The organism is Pelatocladus sp. BLCC-F211 (assembly GCF_041928655.1).
Taxonomy (GTDB): domain Bacteria; phylum Cyanobacteriota; class Cyanobacteriia; order Cyanobacteriales; family Nostocaceae; genus Pelatocladus.
In genome coordinates this window covers 12,908-29,709 of the sequence record NZ_JBHFLM010000172.1, presented here as the reverse complement: position 1 = coordinate 29,709, position 16,802 = coordinate 12,908, and the positions used below count along the sequence as shown (strand labels likewise).

Here is a 16,802-nt window from a genome sequence, read left to right as displayed (position 1 = left end):
ATTCAACCACTTTTGAAACCTTTGTTCCCTCCCAGAGAGCCTTCTCATCAGCCGTCTAGAACTGCGAGTGCGTTTGGATTGAACATTGGCTCTGACCTTGCTATATCGGTCACGAGTGTTTTGAATCTGTTTACCACTCCAGGATTTCCCTGTAGATGTGGTAGCAATATCTCGTCTACCCAAATCAACCCCAATCACTTTAGGTGTTTTACCTGTGGGGTCGGTTGGCAAATCAACACAAATATTGATGTAGTAGTCACCGCGTTTAGTCTTGTTGAGTGTAGCAGCAGTGGGAGATTGCCCACGCAGCAAAGCCAATTGGTAATTACCAATACTCAACTTAAACTTAACCCGACCACACATCAAGGTAATGCCAACAGATTGCAAGTCTTCAATATATTGAAAAGTCCGAATATCCAAGTTGATAGATGTCGGTCTAAATTTGTGAACTTGCTTAACTGCTTTAGCGTTACCAATTACGCGACGAATTGCTTGACAAATATGGTTTGCTTTCAACCCGGTAGCTTGCTTAACAGGCTTGTATACCAAGTGGTGCAACTTTGTTGTGTTCCAGCAATTCTCGCGTTTTGCAACCTCGTATATCTGATTGCAAGCATCAGCAAATCCCTGCAAAGTGCGATCTATCTCATTCCGCAACTCTACAGGGACTTGAAGCTTGCATTTTACAGATATTGTTTGCATTTGGGATTTGTAACAACTCATCCCAGTATAGCACAACTTCACGGAACCGCGCATGTTCTCGTGTCGTGTTTCCTCCCATGCCTAAAGGCTATGGGTTTCCACACTTCCCGCGAGGTTTTATGAAAACAATCACAACTTAGCAATTTTAGTCTGATGCTGAGTGTAGTTGTTTGTCAAGTTTAAATGAATGGATCAGAAAGTTCGTAGTAAAAGCTTCAGGCCTTAGTTTGAGGACTAAAGTCCTCACTACAAACTCAGTCTGTTTTCCGGAATCAACTTTAATCTATCCATTTAAAGGGAGTTTAACAGAGCTTTCCTTCTCAGCCTCCTTTTGAATTTCTCCGCATCTCCTTCAACATATTTTAAGAATGAGTTTTTGAAAGATGTATCACGGCGTAGTTGGAGTTACTGTCGGAGTGGCTGGTGGAACTCCTATAGGTGAAGTCTCAGCTGGTGATGGATTAACAGGCGATGGTGCAGTTGTTGGGCTTTGTGCAGCAGGTTCACAGGCGCTCATAACTATGCTTAGTCCAACAGTGAAAACTAGAAAAAAGAATTTTCTGTTCATAACTCCTCCTGGAAATATTGAGAGGATGAGCAAAGAAGCTGTTTAGAGATTTGTTTTATCCTCAGTTATTTGCTCATGCTTGACATCCACCAATAGTCGTAGCACATGAAAAATGCAAAAACACCGCAGATATAAGACTAACAGTTCTTGGGAGAGTAGGAGAATGACTTTTAGGTAGGCAAAACATCAGCTAGCACTGCTGAATAATTGATTGTTCCCTGTGTCCCCCGTGTCCCCCGTATCCCCCTTCCCTTGTCTTAATGATGATGATGATGATGGTGGACTGCTGCTAATTCTGAGTTAACTACCATAGCTTCTTCTGACAACAACTCAGCAATATGAGAATTGGCCCATTGGGCTACCATTGACAAGAAGTCTGGGTGGTCGTTGACACAAGCCATTTGCACATAGTTAACCTGAGAATATTTTTTCTCTAGAGCATGGATAATGTGGTGTACATCTAAGAGAGTTTCGTGGTTTTCTGTAGCAAAGCCAATGGGCATAAACATAACGGCTTTTGCACCCAGTTGAATCAGGTTTTTTGCAGCTTGTTCGACATTTGGCTGCGTCCATTCAATCATTGGTGTATCGTGATTTAACCAACCTATGGAAATCAAAGGATAGCGGTTGATTAATTTATCCCGGATTAAGTCGTAGAGTGCTTGACTTTCAGTAATCCCAGAGGTGAAGCCTTTGGCTTTGTGGGGACAACCATGATTCATTAAGATAATACCAATTTCTGCTGGTAAATAGGCAGCAGCTAATTCGCTAGCTATTTTTTCTTCTACAAGACGCACCATCATGTCAATGTAGGCGGGTTCGTTGTAAAAAGAAGGAATGTAGCGCAGTCCTTTTACCCAGTGTTCGCTACCATCAGCTAATTGGGATAAAGCTTTATTTACTTGCTCGATCGCAATCCCACTGGTAAAGATAGAATCAACTACCAACAGTGGGTAAATTAAAAGTTTATCAAAACCTTGATTTTTGATTTCTGCTAGAACTTGATGAGGAAGGAATGGAGCGCAGAAGTTAAAGGCTTTGAAAACTTGGACGCGATCGCCCCACTGCTGCTGTAAGCTTTTCTCAATACCAGCACGCTGCTTTTCAAAAATGGCGTTGTGGGGAGAAATAAAATCATTGTGTTGATGACCCCACTCATGGCGATCAAATAAAGCCAAAATTTTAGCTAAAGGAGGATAAATCCAAGCTGGTACTGGTGCGAATTTTGCTGTGAGTAAATGTAGTGCTTGTTCGTTATAGTTAGCAAAATCTTCGTAGCTTTCGACTTCGCCATAGCCCATCAGCAATACAGCTACTCGCTGTTGACCTGATGATTGTTCATGATTATGTTCTACTTTTTCCGGTGTCGCAACCACAATTTTCTTCCTCGATAAATTTAGCTTGTTGTTTTTCTTACTAGTTAATCTATTATCCCATCCCCCTGGATAGGATATATACAAAACGAAATACATTGATTCAAAATTTCATCCTTAAGAATGATTTGCAAGGTTAGGGGATTGGAGATGAGGGATCGGGGACAAGGGAGACACGGGGGACAAGAGAGAGTCAAGTCAATCATAAAATAAGGTGAGCAATTGCTCACCTTATACCTGTCAAGGCGGGTAAAAATCTGGTTTCATAGGCTGATTGTTTGCGATTCGACTTGGTGTCTTGGTGTCTTGGTGGTGAAAAAAGAAATCTTAATTTAACCACCAAGACACTAAGACACAAAGAAAACTGTGCTTTGAAGGTTAATCTGCTCCTTCAATCGGCGCAAAACCTTGGCGTTGAATGTTCTCCGTTACCGTACGCGGTTCTAGAAATTGCAGCAAGTAATCAGGCCCACCTGCTTTAGAACCAACTCCAGAAAGTTTAAAACCACCAAAAGGCTGTCTTGCAACTATTGCACCAGTAATAGTACGGTTAATGTACAAATTCCCAACTTCAAAATCTTCCTGAGCCTTTTGAATATGGGATGGTGTGCGAGAATAAAGTCCTCCAGTCAAAGCATAGTTAGTACCGTTGGCGATTTCCAAAGCCTCCTGGAAACTCTTCGCCCGAATTACTGCTACAACTGGGCCAAATATTTCTTGTTGGGCAATGATTGCATTTGGAGATACATCTGCAAAGATCACCGGACCAATAAAATACCCATTCTCCGGTGCTGGCATTTCTAAAGCAACCTTTGCTTCGGCTTTGCCTTTTTCGATATACTCACGAATGCGATCGCGTGCATTTGCATCAATTACAGGCCCGACCTGAGTACTCGGTAACTCTGTTTCTCCAATGTTTAGCGATTTTGTGGCTTCTACGAAACGCTGGACAAAGCTATCATAAATCGCCGTGTGGACAATCACCCGTGAACAAGCAGAACATTTTTGCCCGCTATAACCAAATGCTGATTGCACAACACCCTTCACAGCCTGGTCTAAATCAGCACTTTCATCTACAATTATTCCATTTTTACCACCCATCTCGGCAATTACCCGTTTCATATGCTTTTGACCAGGTTTAAGGGTTGCGGCTTCTGCGTAAATTCGACAGCCAACTTCTTGAGATCCAGTAAAAGCAATTACATGAGTGTCTGCGTGATTGACTAAATACGCACCAACTTGGGAACCCTTACCTGGAACGTATTGAAATACACCTTTGGGAATACCAGCTTCAACCAAGACTTCCGTTAGTTTGGCTGCAATTACTGATGATGTTTCCGCAGGTTTGAGCAGGGTACAGTTACCAGCTACCAAGGCTGCGACTGTCATTCCTGTGGCGATCGCTAAGGGAAAATTCCAAGGAGAAATCACGACTGCAATTCCTCGTGGTTGGTAAATATAACGATTTGTCTCACCCGCAACGTCGTAATTGTAACCTTGCTCCAGCCGTTCCATTTCTACAGCATAGTAGCGACAGAAATCAATTGCTTCACTGACTTCTGCGTCTGCTTCCCGCACTGGTTTACCGACTTCCAATACAATCCAAGCTGCAAGTTCTGCACGACGCTGTTCCATTAAGTCAGCAGCTTTGTACAAGATACCAGCACGTTGTTTGACGGGTGTTCTGCGCCAATTAGCAAACGCAGCTTTCGCAGCTTGCATAGCTTGTTCAGCTTGTTCGACGCTGATCAGACCAATTTTACCAACTACTTCACTGTAATTTGAAGGGTTAACGGAATTGATCATTTCTTGGGTGTTAACATATGCACCATTAATTAACGGCAAATAGGTTTTACCAAGTTGTTGACGGACTGTTTGGAAAGCTTGTTGAGATTCCTGTCTGGATTCTGATTCAGCATAATCTGTATCTGCTGCACCCAAAAAAGAGGACGCGGAGATGTGGAGATGGGGAGACGCGGAGAAAGGTTGATTGCTGGTATTTTGATCTACTACTCCAGATTCTGTACTTATAAGTTCTCTTCTTCCGTCTCCCCTTGCAACTCTCTCTTTTGTGTTTGCTACAAGTTCTCTTCTTCCGTCTCCCCTTGCGACTCTCTCTTTGTCTGCTTGTCTTAAGGTTGGGGGTGCTAGTAGTTCTTCAACAGGACGATTTTCTAAATTTTGCCTTAAGAAGGAACTATTTGCCGTATTTTCTAGCAAACGACGAATTAGATAGGCCATTCCGGGGAGAAGTTCACCGTAGGGACAGTAAACACGGACGCGATAACCTTGATCGACTAAAGCTTTGGCGAGTTTGTCACCCATACCGTAGAGGACTTGCATTTCAAAGCAACGGCTAGGAACTTGCAAACTTTGAGCGATCGCCATTGCAAAACTTTGCGATCGCACGTTATGGCTACCAATCGCAGCATACACATATTGGTGATTTTCCAGCAACAACTGGGTAATATTTTCAAAGTTCGCATCTGTTGCGGCTTTGTCGTTGTAAACTGGCTGGGACCAATGTTTTTGTTCTGCTTTGATGGTTTCTTGATCCCAGTACGCACCTTTGACTAGGCGAATTGTAATTGGATAACCACGCTGTTTTGCCCAATCAATTAATGCTTTGGCATCTTGTTCGCTGTCGCGCAGATATGCTTGGATAGTCATACCAATGTCTGTACGAGTGCGAAACTCTGCTTCGAGCAAAAGTTTTTTGAGAATACTAAAAATTAAATCTTTGTACTCATACTGTTCCATGTCAAAGTGAACAGCAACACCCAATTCCTGCGCCCGACGTAATAAAATACGGATGCGATCGCTTACCCTATCTTCACTACCTTGAGGATCTAATGAATCAAACTGGGAGTAAAACGCCGTCAACTTTACAGAAACCTGAACTTTAGGTAGTGGTTCGCCATCTGCTTGATCAATCAATGGCACAGTTGCCCAATTCTTAGCTGCTTCTGCTAATTGTTGCATTAAATCAAGATAGCGTTCCAGGTAAGATTGTGCTTCTGTTTCGGTAATTACCGCTTCACCCAATAAATCTACGGTGAAAGCCATCTTGTCTTTACGTAGTCGCTCAATAGTTTTGAGTACCTGTTTGAGATTTTCTCCCGCAATATATTTATGAGCTAATGTTTCTACTGCTGTAGATACAGTTGTAGCAGCAACTTGCCCTGGCATGGAATCAGGATTGGCGAAATTTAACATCCCTTTCAAGGCTGTTGGTAATTCTACTGATTCATCGCCTAAATATTCTTGTAAATGTGCGGCAATTTCTGATTTGCTATGTAAAGCTGGTAAAGTATCTATAAAACGAAATAACTGCACCCGTAATCCGGGATTGCTCATCGCCCAAGCCAGCATCTTATCATCCCAGCGCATCTGGTCACGTAACGCCGAAAAGAAATTACGATTTTCCTGTGTCGCCCCTAGCAAGATTTTGGCTATTTCTTGGGTTTTCGCTTCGTAGGCGCTAGTTTTTACTTGTAAAACCACAGATAACAAACTCCTTATATGACAGTTATCAGTGATCAGTTTTCAGTTATTAGTAAACTTAAAAACCCCACCCTAACCCTCCCCTTGCTAAGGAGAGGGAGAATTTATTCTTTTTCCACCCTTAGCAAGGGGGATTCAGTGGGTCTTTCAGTTATTTGTGCAAGAGGTTTACTAAAATAACTGATCACTGCAACACCTATGTATTCTATTTTCGCTCTTTCATTTTGTCGCGACCACATCCAAATTGGTAGGATATTAGACAATTCTGAACAAGTAAGCTACTCTCTGCCAGTATTTGCTATGTTTATACAACCTGAGTCCGGTATAACTGGATATAACCTGTTACGCCTATAAGTTGCACTTTTTGGAAACCGTAACCCTTGATATATCGAGAATGCTTTGGAAAAGTAAATACGTGACAGCTTACTACGACAGAACTGTAGTTTTGTAGGTTGGGTTACACTCCGTTCCACCCAACCTACATAATGTCCTTTTTGAAAAACTCCTCTTTTCAAGATGGACGAGGTTTAATTAAAACTTTCACAAAATTTGCTCAAAAATAAAATTTTTGAGCAAATTTTGTTTTTATGCTACTTCGTTCAGAGTATAATTTCTGTTCATACTTAATTTTTGGGCAATCACGACTTCTCGAATAGATAAAAATGTATGATTTAAATTGTTTAACAAAAGAGAACTTGTTAAATTTTGCTGTGAAACTACGTAACATGGATACAGATGCTGTCAGTATGGAGGCAATGGCAGTAAGCATGGTAAGCTATATCTACAAAAATTTTGTCTTGCCAGATGGAAATCCAGCTTGTAGTTTAGTCAGATTTTTTAAAACTCATCCCTATGGCGATCTACCTGAAGACATTCAGTTGGAAACAAAATCAATCTTAAATGGACGTACTATAAATAGGGATACAAAGTGTCTCACATTGTTGGCAACAATGGGAGAAAATCCGCAGTGGAACTCAAGAAGATTGTCTGTAGGACATCAGATAATCCCATTAATAGACCAAGATACTGTTGCTAAAATTCCGATGATCTCACAACTTATTTGGCAATTTGGTCTAGAAATAGAAAATGTTATTCAACCAGAACCAGAAATAATCATAAATTTAGGCAAAAAAAACTTTAATGTATTTTATATTCCAGAAGCAATTGATAGTCCATATATTCCAGCCCAAACCCAATTTGTTATTCCCTACAAAATAAAATCTGTTTTAGGATTGGGAGGTATGTTGCCATCGGGTAATATTTTTGTCATCATTTTATTTTCTAAAGTCCAAATTCCTGTTGACTTAGCATACTTATTCAAATGGGTCGCTGTGTATGCTAGAGTTGCAGCAACTTCCGTTGAGAAAAAAGGTATTATTTTCGATAATACGCCAATAGATATTACAAATATTTCCAAAAATTCTTCAAATAAACAAATACATCAAGCAATTAACTTCCAAGGTGCTAACCTGCAAGGAGTTAACTTCCAAGGCGCTAACCTACAAGGAGCTAATTTCCAAGGTGCTAATTTAATCGGAGCAATCATGCCTGATGGCAGTATTTATACAGAGTCTTGAAAATAGTGATTCTCCTAAAGGAGACGTTACGCGTAGACGCGTAAGCGGTGAGACAGCGCGGTCTTGGGGGTTTCCCCCATAAGCGACTGCGAACCCGAAGGGCTTCTCGTAGAGGGCAACTGCTGACCAAAGCTATACATATCAGTGCTTCTAAATAGTAGATATTTTATACAACGAAGGAGATATTTAATCTGATGAATGTGAGATGAAAGCAGAAAACCCAGGAGAAATTTTGGATTAGGGCATGAAGATTACTAGTGTGATATAAATAATACAGTTAATTTGTGTTATAAACGTAATTTTACTTAATTTGTAAAAAGAAAGGTAATCACTCATGTCTGACAATTATCATCCTAATTCTGATGTCAACGCTGCTGCGACAACCAAAATTCACCACGCCAATTTACAGAATTTACCTTCAAGTACAGCTCATAGATTATACAAGGGTGGAATTCGACCTGGTGAACCTTCAAGAACCAGGGTGCAAGCCCAAGAAATGTTAGAGAAGATTCCCCCATCTCAACGTGCAGGCATGGATGGCAAATCTGCGGCTAGTAACGCCAAAAACTATCTATCTGATAAGCACGCTAGTCATATCGAACCCCACAGCAAAGGAGGGTCTAATAACCCCAACAATATCAAATGGGAGAATGCCAAAGACAACATCGCTCGTGGTGATAAAACCATGAGTTGGCAGGAAAAAATGAGACTAAATGCCAAATGGCAGTTTGACAACCTGGCTGGTGCTGTCAAAGCAGGTTTTCAAGCTGCACCTTTGGGGGCTGCTGTGGGTGCAGTCACAACCGCACCTTTTTCGCTTCTAACTAATGCACTGCGTGTAGTCCGAGGTGAAATCTCTGCACAGGAAGCGACTACAGCAACATTAAAAGATACCGTCATGGGTGGTGCGGTTGGGGGTACAACGGCATTTGCAACTACAGCAGTAGCAGCAGCTTGTCCACCAATAGCGATCGCTTTAACTACAGCAGCACCAATTTTAGCTGTTGTTGGTACTGCGGGTATGGTTTACGAGTTTTTCAAAATCCTCGATGACCATAAACAAACTGTAAGAATCTATTATGAATCTTTAACTCAACAAGAATTAGAAAGATTACAGGCAATTGAAAATGAAGTGATTTATGAACATCAGAAAAATCTAGAATTTTTGGCTGAAGCAGAAGTAATTAATCAAGAAATTAAAAATCGCCCAATAGCACTGGGGATAGAGGAAGCTATGCAACGGTTACGTGAATCAGTTGCTATTGCTCAATATTTAGGACTCACATCAGCAGATAGTAACTTGCTGCCTGATTCTCAACTTCCTTACCTTCCTCCTCATTCCTAGATAATTAGTCAAAAATTCTATGATTTTTATAATTCCTCTTGTGTTCGGTGCTTTAGGGGCGGCGGTTGGTGCTGTTGCAGGTGCTTTTACTACTCATGCTGCTGGAGAAAAGGACAGACAAGCAGCTAAACATCACAGACAAGTTGCAAATGAATTAACGAACAAATACGCAAATTTAGAGAAGAAATATTATGAATTAGCTGATGAAAGCAAAAGGCAGATTCATGATTTAACTCGCCAAGGCGCATTAGATGAAGTTGAAAAAGACTGTTTGCGTTTGGCAGTGCGATTGCAGCAAAATCTTATTTCCTTAATGTGGGAGATTGATAGAGAACCTACAGCAGATACTTTAAACAGATTTAAAGCAGCGGTGGAACAAACTAACCAAGTTCTCAAACAATTAAAAGAGGAGTTAATTATTGTTCCCAATGACTACTATGCAAGTCTTTTAACAGCAATAGCAGCGACTAAATCAATCAAAACTCTAAAACCAAACGATGTTGGCAGTAAAACTATTCTTAGCATTGATTTAGGTAGAACTTCTACCAAAGCTTGTGTGAACTGCGAACCTGGGAATGTAGTCTTCATATCTGCCAATGTGAAGGAAGTCTCATTTGAACAAATTTGTAGTGGTGTATTTGAATCTATAGCTATTGATCCTTTAATGAATTTATGGATAGAACATCAAGGTAGTGGTTATGCTGTTGGTCAATTAGCAGCTGACTTTGGTGCAAATCTCGGCGTTGGACAATCTAAGCTAGAAGATGCATTGATCAAAGTTTTAGCAAGTGCTGGCTATTTTAAACTTAAAGATGAAATATCAGTAGTGATAGGTTTACCTTTCTTCTCCCCAAAACAATTTGAGATAGGATAAATTTCATCTTTTTAAAATACGTTTCTCCTCTAAAAATATAAAGATATAAAATCACTATTTAGATAAGTGCTGAAAAGTAGAAATCAGGAATATCAAATATGTCTTATTCCTTATCTAAATTTCTAGAATCCTTTTCCCTTTCTTCTATCTTCAGCATTGACTCAGGTTTATGGTACTTTAAACTTAAGTACACATTTTGCAACAAATCACTTTGACCCTGATGACTGGAGAATAGAACCTTGGGAGTAGAACTACGCAGTTTCGTATTTCTCGATAGCTTGCAACCTCAACATGCAGCATATATAGGAACGGTAGCTCAAGGTTTTTTGCCATTACCTGGGGATACATCGCTGTGGATTGAAATTTCTCCTGGAATTGAGATTAATCGGATTACAGATGTTGCACTGAAATCTGCTTCTGTGCGTCCGGGAGTTCAGGTAGTAGAACGATTGTACGGATTATTAGAAGTTCATTCTGGCTCTCAGGGTGAAACACGAGCTGCTGGTCAAGCAATTTTGGCGACGCTTGGAGTTAGAAGAGATGAATGTCTCAAACCGCGTGTTGTTTCTAGCCAAATAATCCGCAACATTGATGCTTACCAAACACAACTAATTAATCGCACACGGCGGGGACAATTATTACTGGCGGGACAGACATTATATATCTTGGAAGTTGAGCCTGCTGCTTACGCCGCCCTCGCAGCCAATGAAGCAGAAAAAGCAGCAGCAATTAATATCCTAGAAGTTCAAGCTGTAGGTAGTTTTGGACGGCTTTACTTGGGTGGACAAGAACGGGATATTCTTGCAGGTGCAGCTGGAGCATTAGCAGCAATTGAAAATGTCGCAGGTCGGACAAATCCCCTCGCAGTGCGTCAGGAATAAAGGAGAGAAAATGGCAAATCAAGAGCATCTGGCTTTACTAAAAGCTGGTGCAGTTATATGGATGGAGTGGAGAGAAAAAAACCCCAATCTTGAACCAGATTTGAGCGGTGTTGATCTCTATCAAGCAAATCTGACTGAAGCAAATCTGAGCTTAGTTAACTTCAGTGTTGCAAACTTAAGTTATGCCAAACTTACACAGGCGAATTTGAGTCAAGCCAATCTGATTGGAGTTAACTTAAGTGAAGCCAATCTCAAAAATGCTGTGCTTGCTGATGCTAACTTGATTGGGGCTGAGTTGAAAGGGGCGAACTTGAGAGGTGCTGATTTGGGTACAGCCAAACTGCACCGCACTAACCTCTGTTTTGCCAACTTAATTGAAGCTAACTTGATTGAAGCAGATTTGAGCAAAGCAAATCTGCACGAGGCGGAATTAATAGAAGCTTACCTTTATAAAGCTGATCTTTACCAAGCAAATCTCAGCAAAGCTCACCTGAATGGTGCATACTTGTTGCGAGCTAACCTGAGTGAGGCTGACTTACGAGGTGCTGACTTGCGATGGAGTAACCTCAAAGGAGCAAATTTAGCCGGAGCTGATCTCACAGGTGCTACCCTCACAGGAGCGAAGTTAGCAGGTGCTAAGTTGACAGCTACTATCTTTGAGTCCGTTTGAAATTTTTATGTGCTAAAGACTTATGACAGCGATCGTCTTCGGTAGTATCAATATGGATTTGGTGGGGACTGCACCTCGATTACCACTCCCTGGTGAAACACTGCTGGGATACGATTTCTTTAAAGTTCCTGGGGGAAAAGGTGCAAATCAAGCAGTAGCGTTAGCACGATTGGGAATTCCTACACAAATGGTGGGACGTGTCGGCGCACAAAGTTTTAGTACTGAACTTATTGATAGTTTGCAAGCTGCTGGTGTACAAACTGAAAATGTGTTGGTAGACGAAACTGTTAGTTCTGGTGTTGCGATCATCATCATTGACAATGCAACTCAAAATCAAATTGTTGTGATTCCAGGCGCAAATGGATGCGTTAACCAAGAAGATGTCACTAGAATGTCGCGTTTGTTGCAGACAGCTACAGTACTTCTTTTACAACTAGAGATTCCGATCTCTACGGTGATTGCAGCAGCACAAGCAGCAACAGCAGCAGGAGTAACCGTAATTCTCGACCCTGCACCCGCCCAGTCAAATTTACCAAATGAACTTTACTCTTTGGTAGATATTATCACTCCCAATGAAGTAGAAGCAGGTCAATTAGTAGGCTTTCCCGTGAATGGACAAGAATCTGCAAAGAAAGCAGCCGAAGCTTTGTTGAATATGGGTGTGAAAAATGCGATCGTGAAATTAGGCGCTCAAGGTGTAGTTTGTGCTACCTCTAGTGAAACCTTTTTTGTACCTGCATTTCCGGTCAAAGCAGTGGATACGGTTGCAGCGGGAGATGCATTTAATGGTGGTTTAGCGGCTGCACTTTTCCAAGGACTTCCTTTACGTCAAGCAGTAGTTTGGGGTGCAGCAGCAGGTGCGATAGCAACAACTAAACTCGGCGCACAAACTTCGCTTCCAAATCGGTTAACTTTTGATACTTTTCTCCAAGAAAGAGGAATTTGACTCAGCCAAGAATTGCATTTAGAAAAGTCTTGATAGGTTCGTAGTAAGCACTAAAGTGCTTGAATTTTTGAGGACTAAAGTGAAATTGTTTTATAATTAATCATCCTATATATGCCCTAATCCAACTACTTGTAATTACAATTAGAAAAAGACTTTTGATAACACAAGTTTTCTATTCAAAGCAATCAAGCAGCTATTCAAGCGATCGCTATGCGGGTAATATCACCGAAGACATAGATCCCCAACTTATTTGAGAAGTCGGGGATCTTAATGTTTAGATGATTGAGGATTGCTATAGTTGTTTAACACTACTAGCTCATCATAATCATTTTTTCTTATTCCTTTTGATATATATCTATTATTTACAAGCAAATCTATTGACAGATTTATTCTTATATAAAGTTTGCTACATCTAGAATATCGGTTTTATTAACTAATCAATAAAGAAATTTCACTAAGGGTGTCGATATGCATCTTCAGGAACAATTTGTACAATATCTAGCAGCCGAGAATTTGCTGAACAAAACTATTCACAGTGAAGTAAAAGTAGAAGATAGAAAAGTTGATAATTCAAGCATTCCTAGTGCAAGAATTGTTATTACTGGAGGTTCTCTTATCTTCATAATAATTTGGGCAGTATTTTTGGTATTTTTGTCCAAAATGAGGAGACTTTCGCAAGAAAATAAGTTATTTTTTGCTATCAATACCTCACGTCAAGTTCCCTGTAGAAAATGTCAATATTTCTCACAAAATCATCATCTGAATTGTGCAGTTCAACCTTCAATTGTTTTAACTGAAGAAGCAAGCAACTGCCCTGACTATTCACCCAAACAGGGAAAATCTAGCTAACAAAAAATCCCACGGCTGCACGAATAAGTGTAGTTATATTTACGTAGCCGTGAGAGTATTAATAATTCCTAACTACCTTACACCTCAGCTACAACTTGCTCTTGCTCTCTTTCCACAAAGGCCTGGATGCGGGCGCGGTAATTCCTCAAGTTTTCATCGACCCAATCGCGATCATTACTATTTGCATATAAATGTACTAGTGGTTCACTCGCATCTGGTAACAATAGCACCCAACTATCATCATATTGCTGACAAATTTTCACTCCATCAATTAATTCCAGATTTTGGGCTGGATGGGTTTCAACCAAGTGGCGCATTAATGCTCCTTTTGCAGTCCAAGGACACCGGATAATATGAGATTTGTGAATAACTCGTGGCAATTCTGAACGTACTGAGGCTAGCGATCGCTCTTGAATCGTTAGCATCTCAATTAATTTGGCAATACAGAACATCGCATCAAAACCCGGATGTAGTTGGGGGAAGATAAAACCAGTGTCTGCACTACCTCCTAAAACTACATTGGCATTTTTGTAACTTGCTTCCATCAAGGCTGTGGGGTTAGCTTTGGTACGAATCACCTTAGCATCATGGCGACGGGCTATTTGTTCTACCGCACTGGATGTATGTACTGGTACAACTACTATACCTCTGGGATTAGAAGTTAACATCATGTCTACCATCAGTGCAGTTAACATTTCCCCACGAATCGGTATACCCGATTCATCAACTAGAATCAACTGTTCACCATTCGCTGAAACTTGAATGCCAAAATTGGCTTTTAAAGCTTCCACCACGTGACCCAGTTGCGTTAGTAGTGCTTCGCGGTCAGTAACAGACATCGCAGTCTTATTTAAACTAGCATTCAACACCACTGCATCTACACCAAACTTATCTAACATTTGCGGTAAAACCGCCCCAGATACTGCATAGACGTAGTCTATTACTACTTTTGCCCGACTGTTACGGAGTGTATCTATGTGTAATAGCTTTTCAAAGGCGGTGCAGTATTCGTCAGCCACTTGACTGGGATAGGCGACATCACCAATTTCATGAATGAGCGATCGCCGCATATCTTCTTTAAAATAAGCCCCTTCGATTTTCTTTTCTTGGGCTTTGGAAATATTAATACCCTTAACATCCATAAATTCAATTAGGATGTAATCTGCGCGATCGGGATGTACCCGCACATGTATACCACCAGCTACTCCCATTGTTGGTATAACTGTACGAGCAATAGGGATAGCAGTGGCGTCTAAGTTTTGAATGTCAATACCGACAGACATCAAACCCGCAATGAGCGATCGTGTTACCATACGGGAAATATTACGTTGATCACGGGAAACCGTTACCCGCGAACCAGGTTTTAAGGTAGAACCGTAAGCTGCACCTAATTTCACCGCGAATTCTGGGGTAATGTCGATATTTGCCAATCCTTGTACACCCCGTTGCCCAAACAAGTTACGTTGAGCAGTATTTCCCCAAATTAAGTTAATATTTAAAATTGCCCCTGAATCAATTTTCTTACTCGGCCAAACTCGCACACCAGGACTAATTTGAGCTTCTTCCCCGACAGTTGACAAGGAACCAACTACAGCAGCTTCCAAAACGTGAGCGCGACGATCTACACGAGTACCACGAGAAATTACACAAGCTGAAAGTTGTGCTTCCTCACCGATAATGGCGCCATTCCAAACAATCGGGCGCTTGAGATTCGCATCCGCCCCTATAGTTACCTTGTCTCCAATGACAGTTCCTGGTTCTATGTGTACTCTCGCACCTATACGGCAATTATCGCCGATCACCACAGGGGCTTCAATTTTAGCTGTTGGATCTATGTAAGTATTTTGACCGACCCAAACACCTGAAGATTGTTCTCGGTATGGAAAATCCAGGTTAACTTTTTGCTCTAATGCATCATACTGAGCTTCCCGATAAGCGTCTAAGTGACCAACGTCACACCAATAACCTTGGGCGATGTAACCATACATCGGTTCACCTTTTGCCAACAACAGAGGAAACAAATCTTTGGAAAAGTCTGATTCAGTGTTAGCAGGCAAATATTCCAAAACTTCTGGTTCTAAAATGTAAGCGCCGGTATTAACAGTATCGGAAAAAATTTCACTTGTAGAAGGTTTTTCTAAAAATCGACAAATGCGATGATCTTCATCAGTAATTACTACCCCAAACTCAATAGGGTTAGGAACGCGAGTCAAAATCAAAGTAGCTTTTGATTTTTTTTGTTTGTGAAATTCAATCGCTGCTGTTAAATCAAAATCTGTGATACTATCACCACTAATTACTAAAAAAGTTTCATCCAGAAGTTCGGCAATATTTTTCACACATCCAGCAGTACCCAAAGGCTGGTCTTCTTCAACAGAGTAAGTAATTTGTACGCCAAAATCGCTGCCATCTTGAAAATAATCTCGCAAAGCATCTGGGAGATAATGCAGTGTGGCAACTATTTCTGTAATGTCATGTCGTTTGAGAAGATTAATAATATGTTCCGCAATCGGTCGATTTAAGATCGGCACCATTGGTTTAGGCAGATCACAAGTGAGTGGACGAAGCCGTGTTCCTGAACCCCCTGCCATTAATACTGCTCTCATAAATCCTCCTTAGGCTGTTTGCACCACTTGCTGCGTCAAGACAAATTAGATCAGTTTTATCTGCTTTCTTTAGTGTCCTACGGATATTGAAATTTGAGGAACTTCCAATAGATGCATCTAAATAGATACAAGTATATTTACTTGCCACATTAGCTTGGAAATAGGGAAAGGGGAACTGGATATTAATAGACATATCCACAAATGAGCATCAAAGCCTTGTACAACAAGGGTCAAAACCTAATTTTCGGATAAGTCTAATGGAAAAGCTAATTTAAACTAGAGTTATGAAAATTTATCTATCAAAGCGGGTGCTTAACTACAGCGTTTAGTAAGTAAGTCGGTGAGAATAAATCAAACTATGTTAAGGAACGTAAATTATTGCAATGAGTTCGTAGTGAGGACTTTAGTCCTCACTACGAACCTTTTGTTATTTGCGCTGTCTTACTTAAGATTTGATTGGTGTAATTGATCAGATTGCGCGTGGAAATTCTGGACTCAAATTCTATTTTTTGATTGTGGAGTAAATTGCAATGAGTGGATTAATTGCTGTTTTATTGATAGTAGGTTATACAGGTTTTGCTTGGAAGTTCTGGAATGGATATAGGAAGACAAATTTTACTCGCAGTACATCTAATCGCCTGATTTTGTCTTTATTGTGGCCAGTTTTATATATTACAAATAAGCCCTATCGGCAAAACTTTAATAAGGCACTCAAGGGTAAGTAGATAAGATTGTTTGCTTGGTTTTGATACTCACACAAGTAGGATGTTCACTTTACCTAATGGCAACAAAATTACTAGTGTGAGTAAGAAATTTAAATTTTATATATTTAAACGAACTTTTATAACAAGGTCAATTCTCTTTGAGATGTTTGTAGTGAGTGCTTAAGCACTCACTACAAAAACTT

General features: G+C 40.6%; 11 protein-coding genes and 1 pseudogene. 8 read left to right on the top strand and 4 right to left on the bottom strand.

The window, feature by feature from the left end; translation table 11 throughout:
* Positions 1 to 702, bottom strand: a 702-nt coding sequence (locus tag ACE1AT_RS21415; protein ID WP_374871984.1) for a transposase, incomplete at its 3' end; no start/stop codon positions are given.
* A gap of 383 nt (positions 703 to 1,085) precedes the next feature.
* Here ACE1AT_RS21415 and ACE1AT_RS21410 point away from each other — a divergent pair.
* Positions 1,086 to 1,316 carry a hypothetical protein gene (locus ACE1AT_RS21410; protein ID WP_374871982.1) on the top strand — a complete coding sequence of 77 codons (231 nt, stop codon included), beginning with the start codon at positions 1,086 to 1,088 and terminating at the stop codon, positions 1,314 to 1,316.
* Positions 1,317 to 1,527: 211 nt separating this feature from the next.
* Here ACE1AT_RS21410 and ACE1AT_RS21405 read toward each other — a convergent pair whose 3' ends face one another.
* Positions 1,528 to 2,646 carry a ferrochelatase gene (locus ACE1AT_RS21405; protein WP_374871980.1) on the bottom strand — a complete coding sequence of 373 codons (1,119 nt, stop codon included), beginning with the start codon at positions 2,644 to 2,646 and terminating at the stop codon, positions 1,528 to 1,530.
* A 375-nt stretch (positions 2,647 to 3,021) separates the two neighbouring features.
* Entirely contained in the window at positions 3,022 to 6,147 is a 3,126-nt protein-coding gene (gene pruA, locus ACE1AT_RS21400; protein ID WP_374871978.1) for an L-glutamate gamma-semialdehyde dehydrogenase, read from the bottom strand.
* A gap of 662 nt (positions 6,148 to 6,809) precedes the next feature.
* Here pruA and ACE1AT_RS21395 point away from each other — a divergent pair.
* The 6 genes and pseudogenes from ACE1AT_RS21395 to rbsK all read left to right on the top strand — a co-directional run bounded on the left by ACE1AT_RS21395 (position 6,810) and on the right by rbsK (position 12,440).
* On the top strand, positions 6,810 to 7,724 hold the full coding sequence (locus ACE1AT_RS21395; RefSeq protein ID WP_374871976.1) for a pentapeptide repeat-containing protein: 915 nt from the start codon (positions 6,810 to 6,812) through the stop codon (positions 7,722 to 7,724).
* 334 nt (positions 7,725 to 8,058) lie between these two features.
* On the top strand, positions 8,059 to 9,069 hold the full coding sequence (locus ACE1AT_RS21390; protein ID WP_374871974.1) for a hypothetical protein: 1,011 nt from the start codon (positions 8,059 to 8,061) through the stop codon (positions 9,067 to 9,069).
* A 19-nt stretch (positions 9,070 to 9,088) separates the two neighbouring features.
* Positions 9,089 to 9,934: pseudogene (locus tag ACE1AT_RS21385) on the top strand (hypothetical protein); the annotation flags it as partial.
* Between the two features lie 248 nt (positions 9,935 to 10,182).
* A complete protein-coding gene (locus ACE1AT_RS21380) occupies positions 10,183 to 10,824 on the top strand; it encodes a hypothetical protein (RefSeq protein ID WP_374871972.1) in 642 nt (213 codons plus the stop codon).
* 10 nt (positions 10,825 to 10,834) lie between these two features.
* Entirely contained in the window at positions 10,835 to 11,494 is a 660-nt protein-coding gene (locus tag ACE1AT_RS21375; protein WP_374871970.1) for a pentapeptide repeat-containing protein, read from the top strand.
* A gap of 22 nt (positions 11,495 to 11,516) precedes the next feature.
* Positions 11,517 to 12,440 (top strand): ribokinase, encoded by a 924-nt coding sequence (gene rbsK, locus ACE1AT_RS21370; RefSeq protein ID WP_374871968.1) that lies wholly within the window; start codon positions 11,517 to 11,519, stop codon positions 12,438 to 12,440.
* Between the two features lie 926 nt (positions 12,441 to 13,366).
* Here the strand turns inward: rbsK and ACE1AT_RS21365 are convergent.
* Positions 13,367 to 15,895 (bottom strand): sugar phosphate nucleotidyltransferase, encoded by a 2,529-nt coding sequence (locus ACE1AT_RS21365; RefSeq protein ID WP_374871966.1) that lies wholly within the window; start codon positions 15,893 to 15,895, stop codon positions 13,367 to 13,369.
* 530 nt (positions 15,896 to 16,425) lie between these two features.
* Between ACE1AT_RS21365 and ACE1AT_RS21360 the strand changes: the two genes are divergently transcribed.
* Positions 16,426 to 16,620: a hypothetical protein gene (locus ACE1AT_RS21360; RefSeq protein WP_374871964.1), complete on the top strand. Its 195-nt coding sequence runs from the start codon at positions 16,426 to 16,428 to the stop codon at positions 16,618 to 16,620.
* Positions 16,621 to 16,802 lie beyond the last annotated feature (182 nt).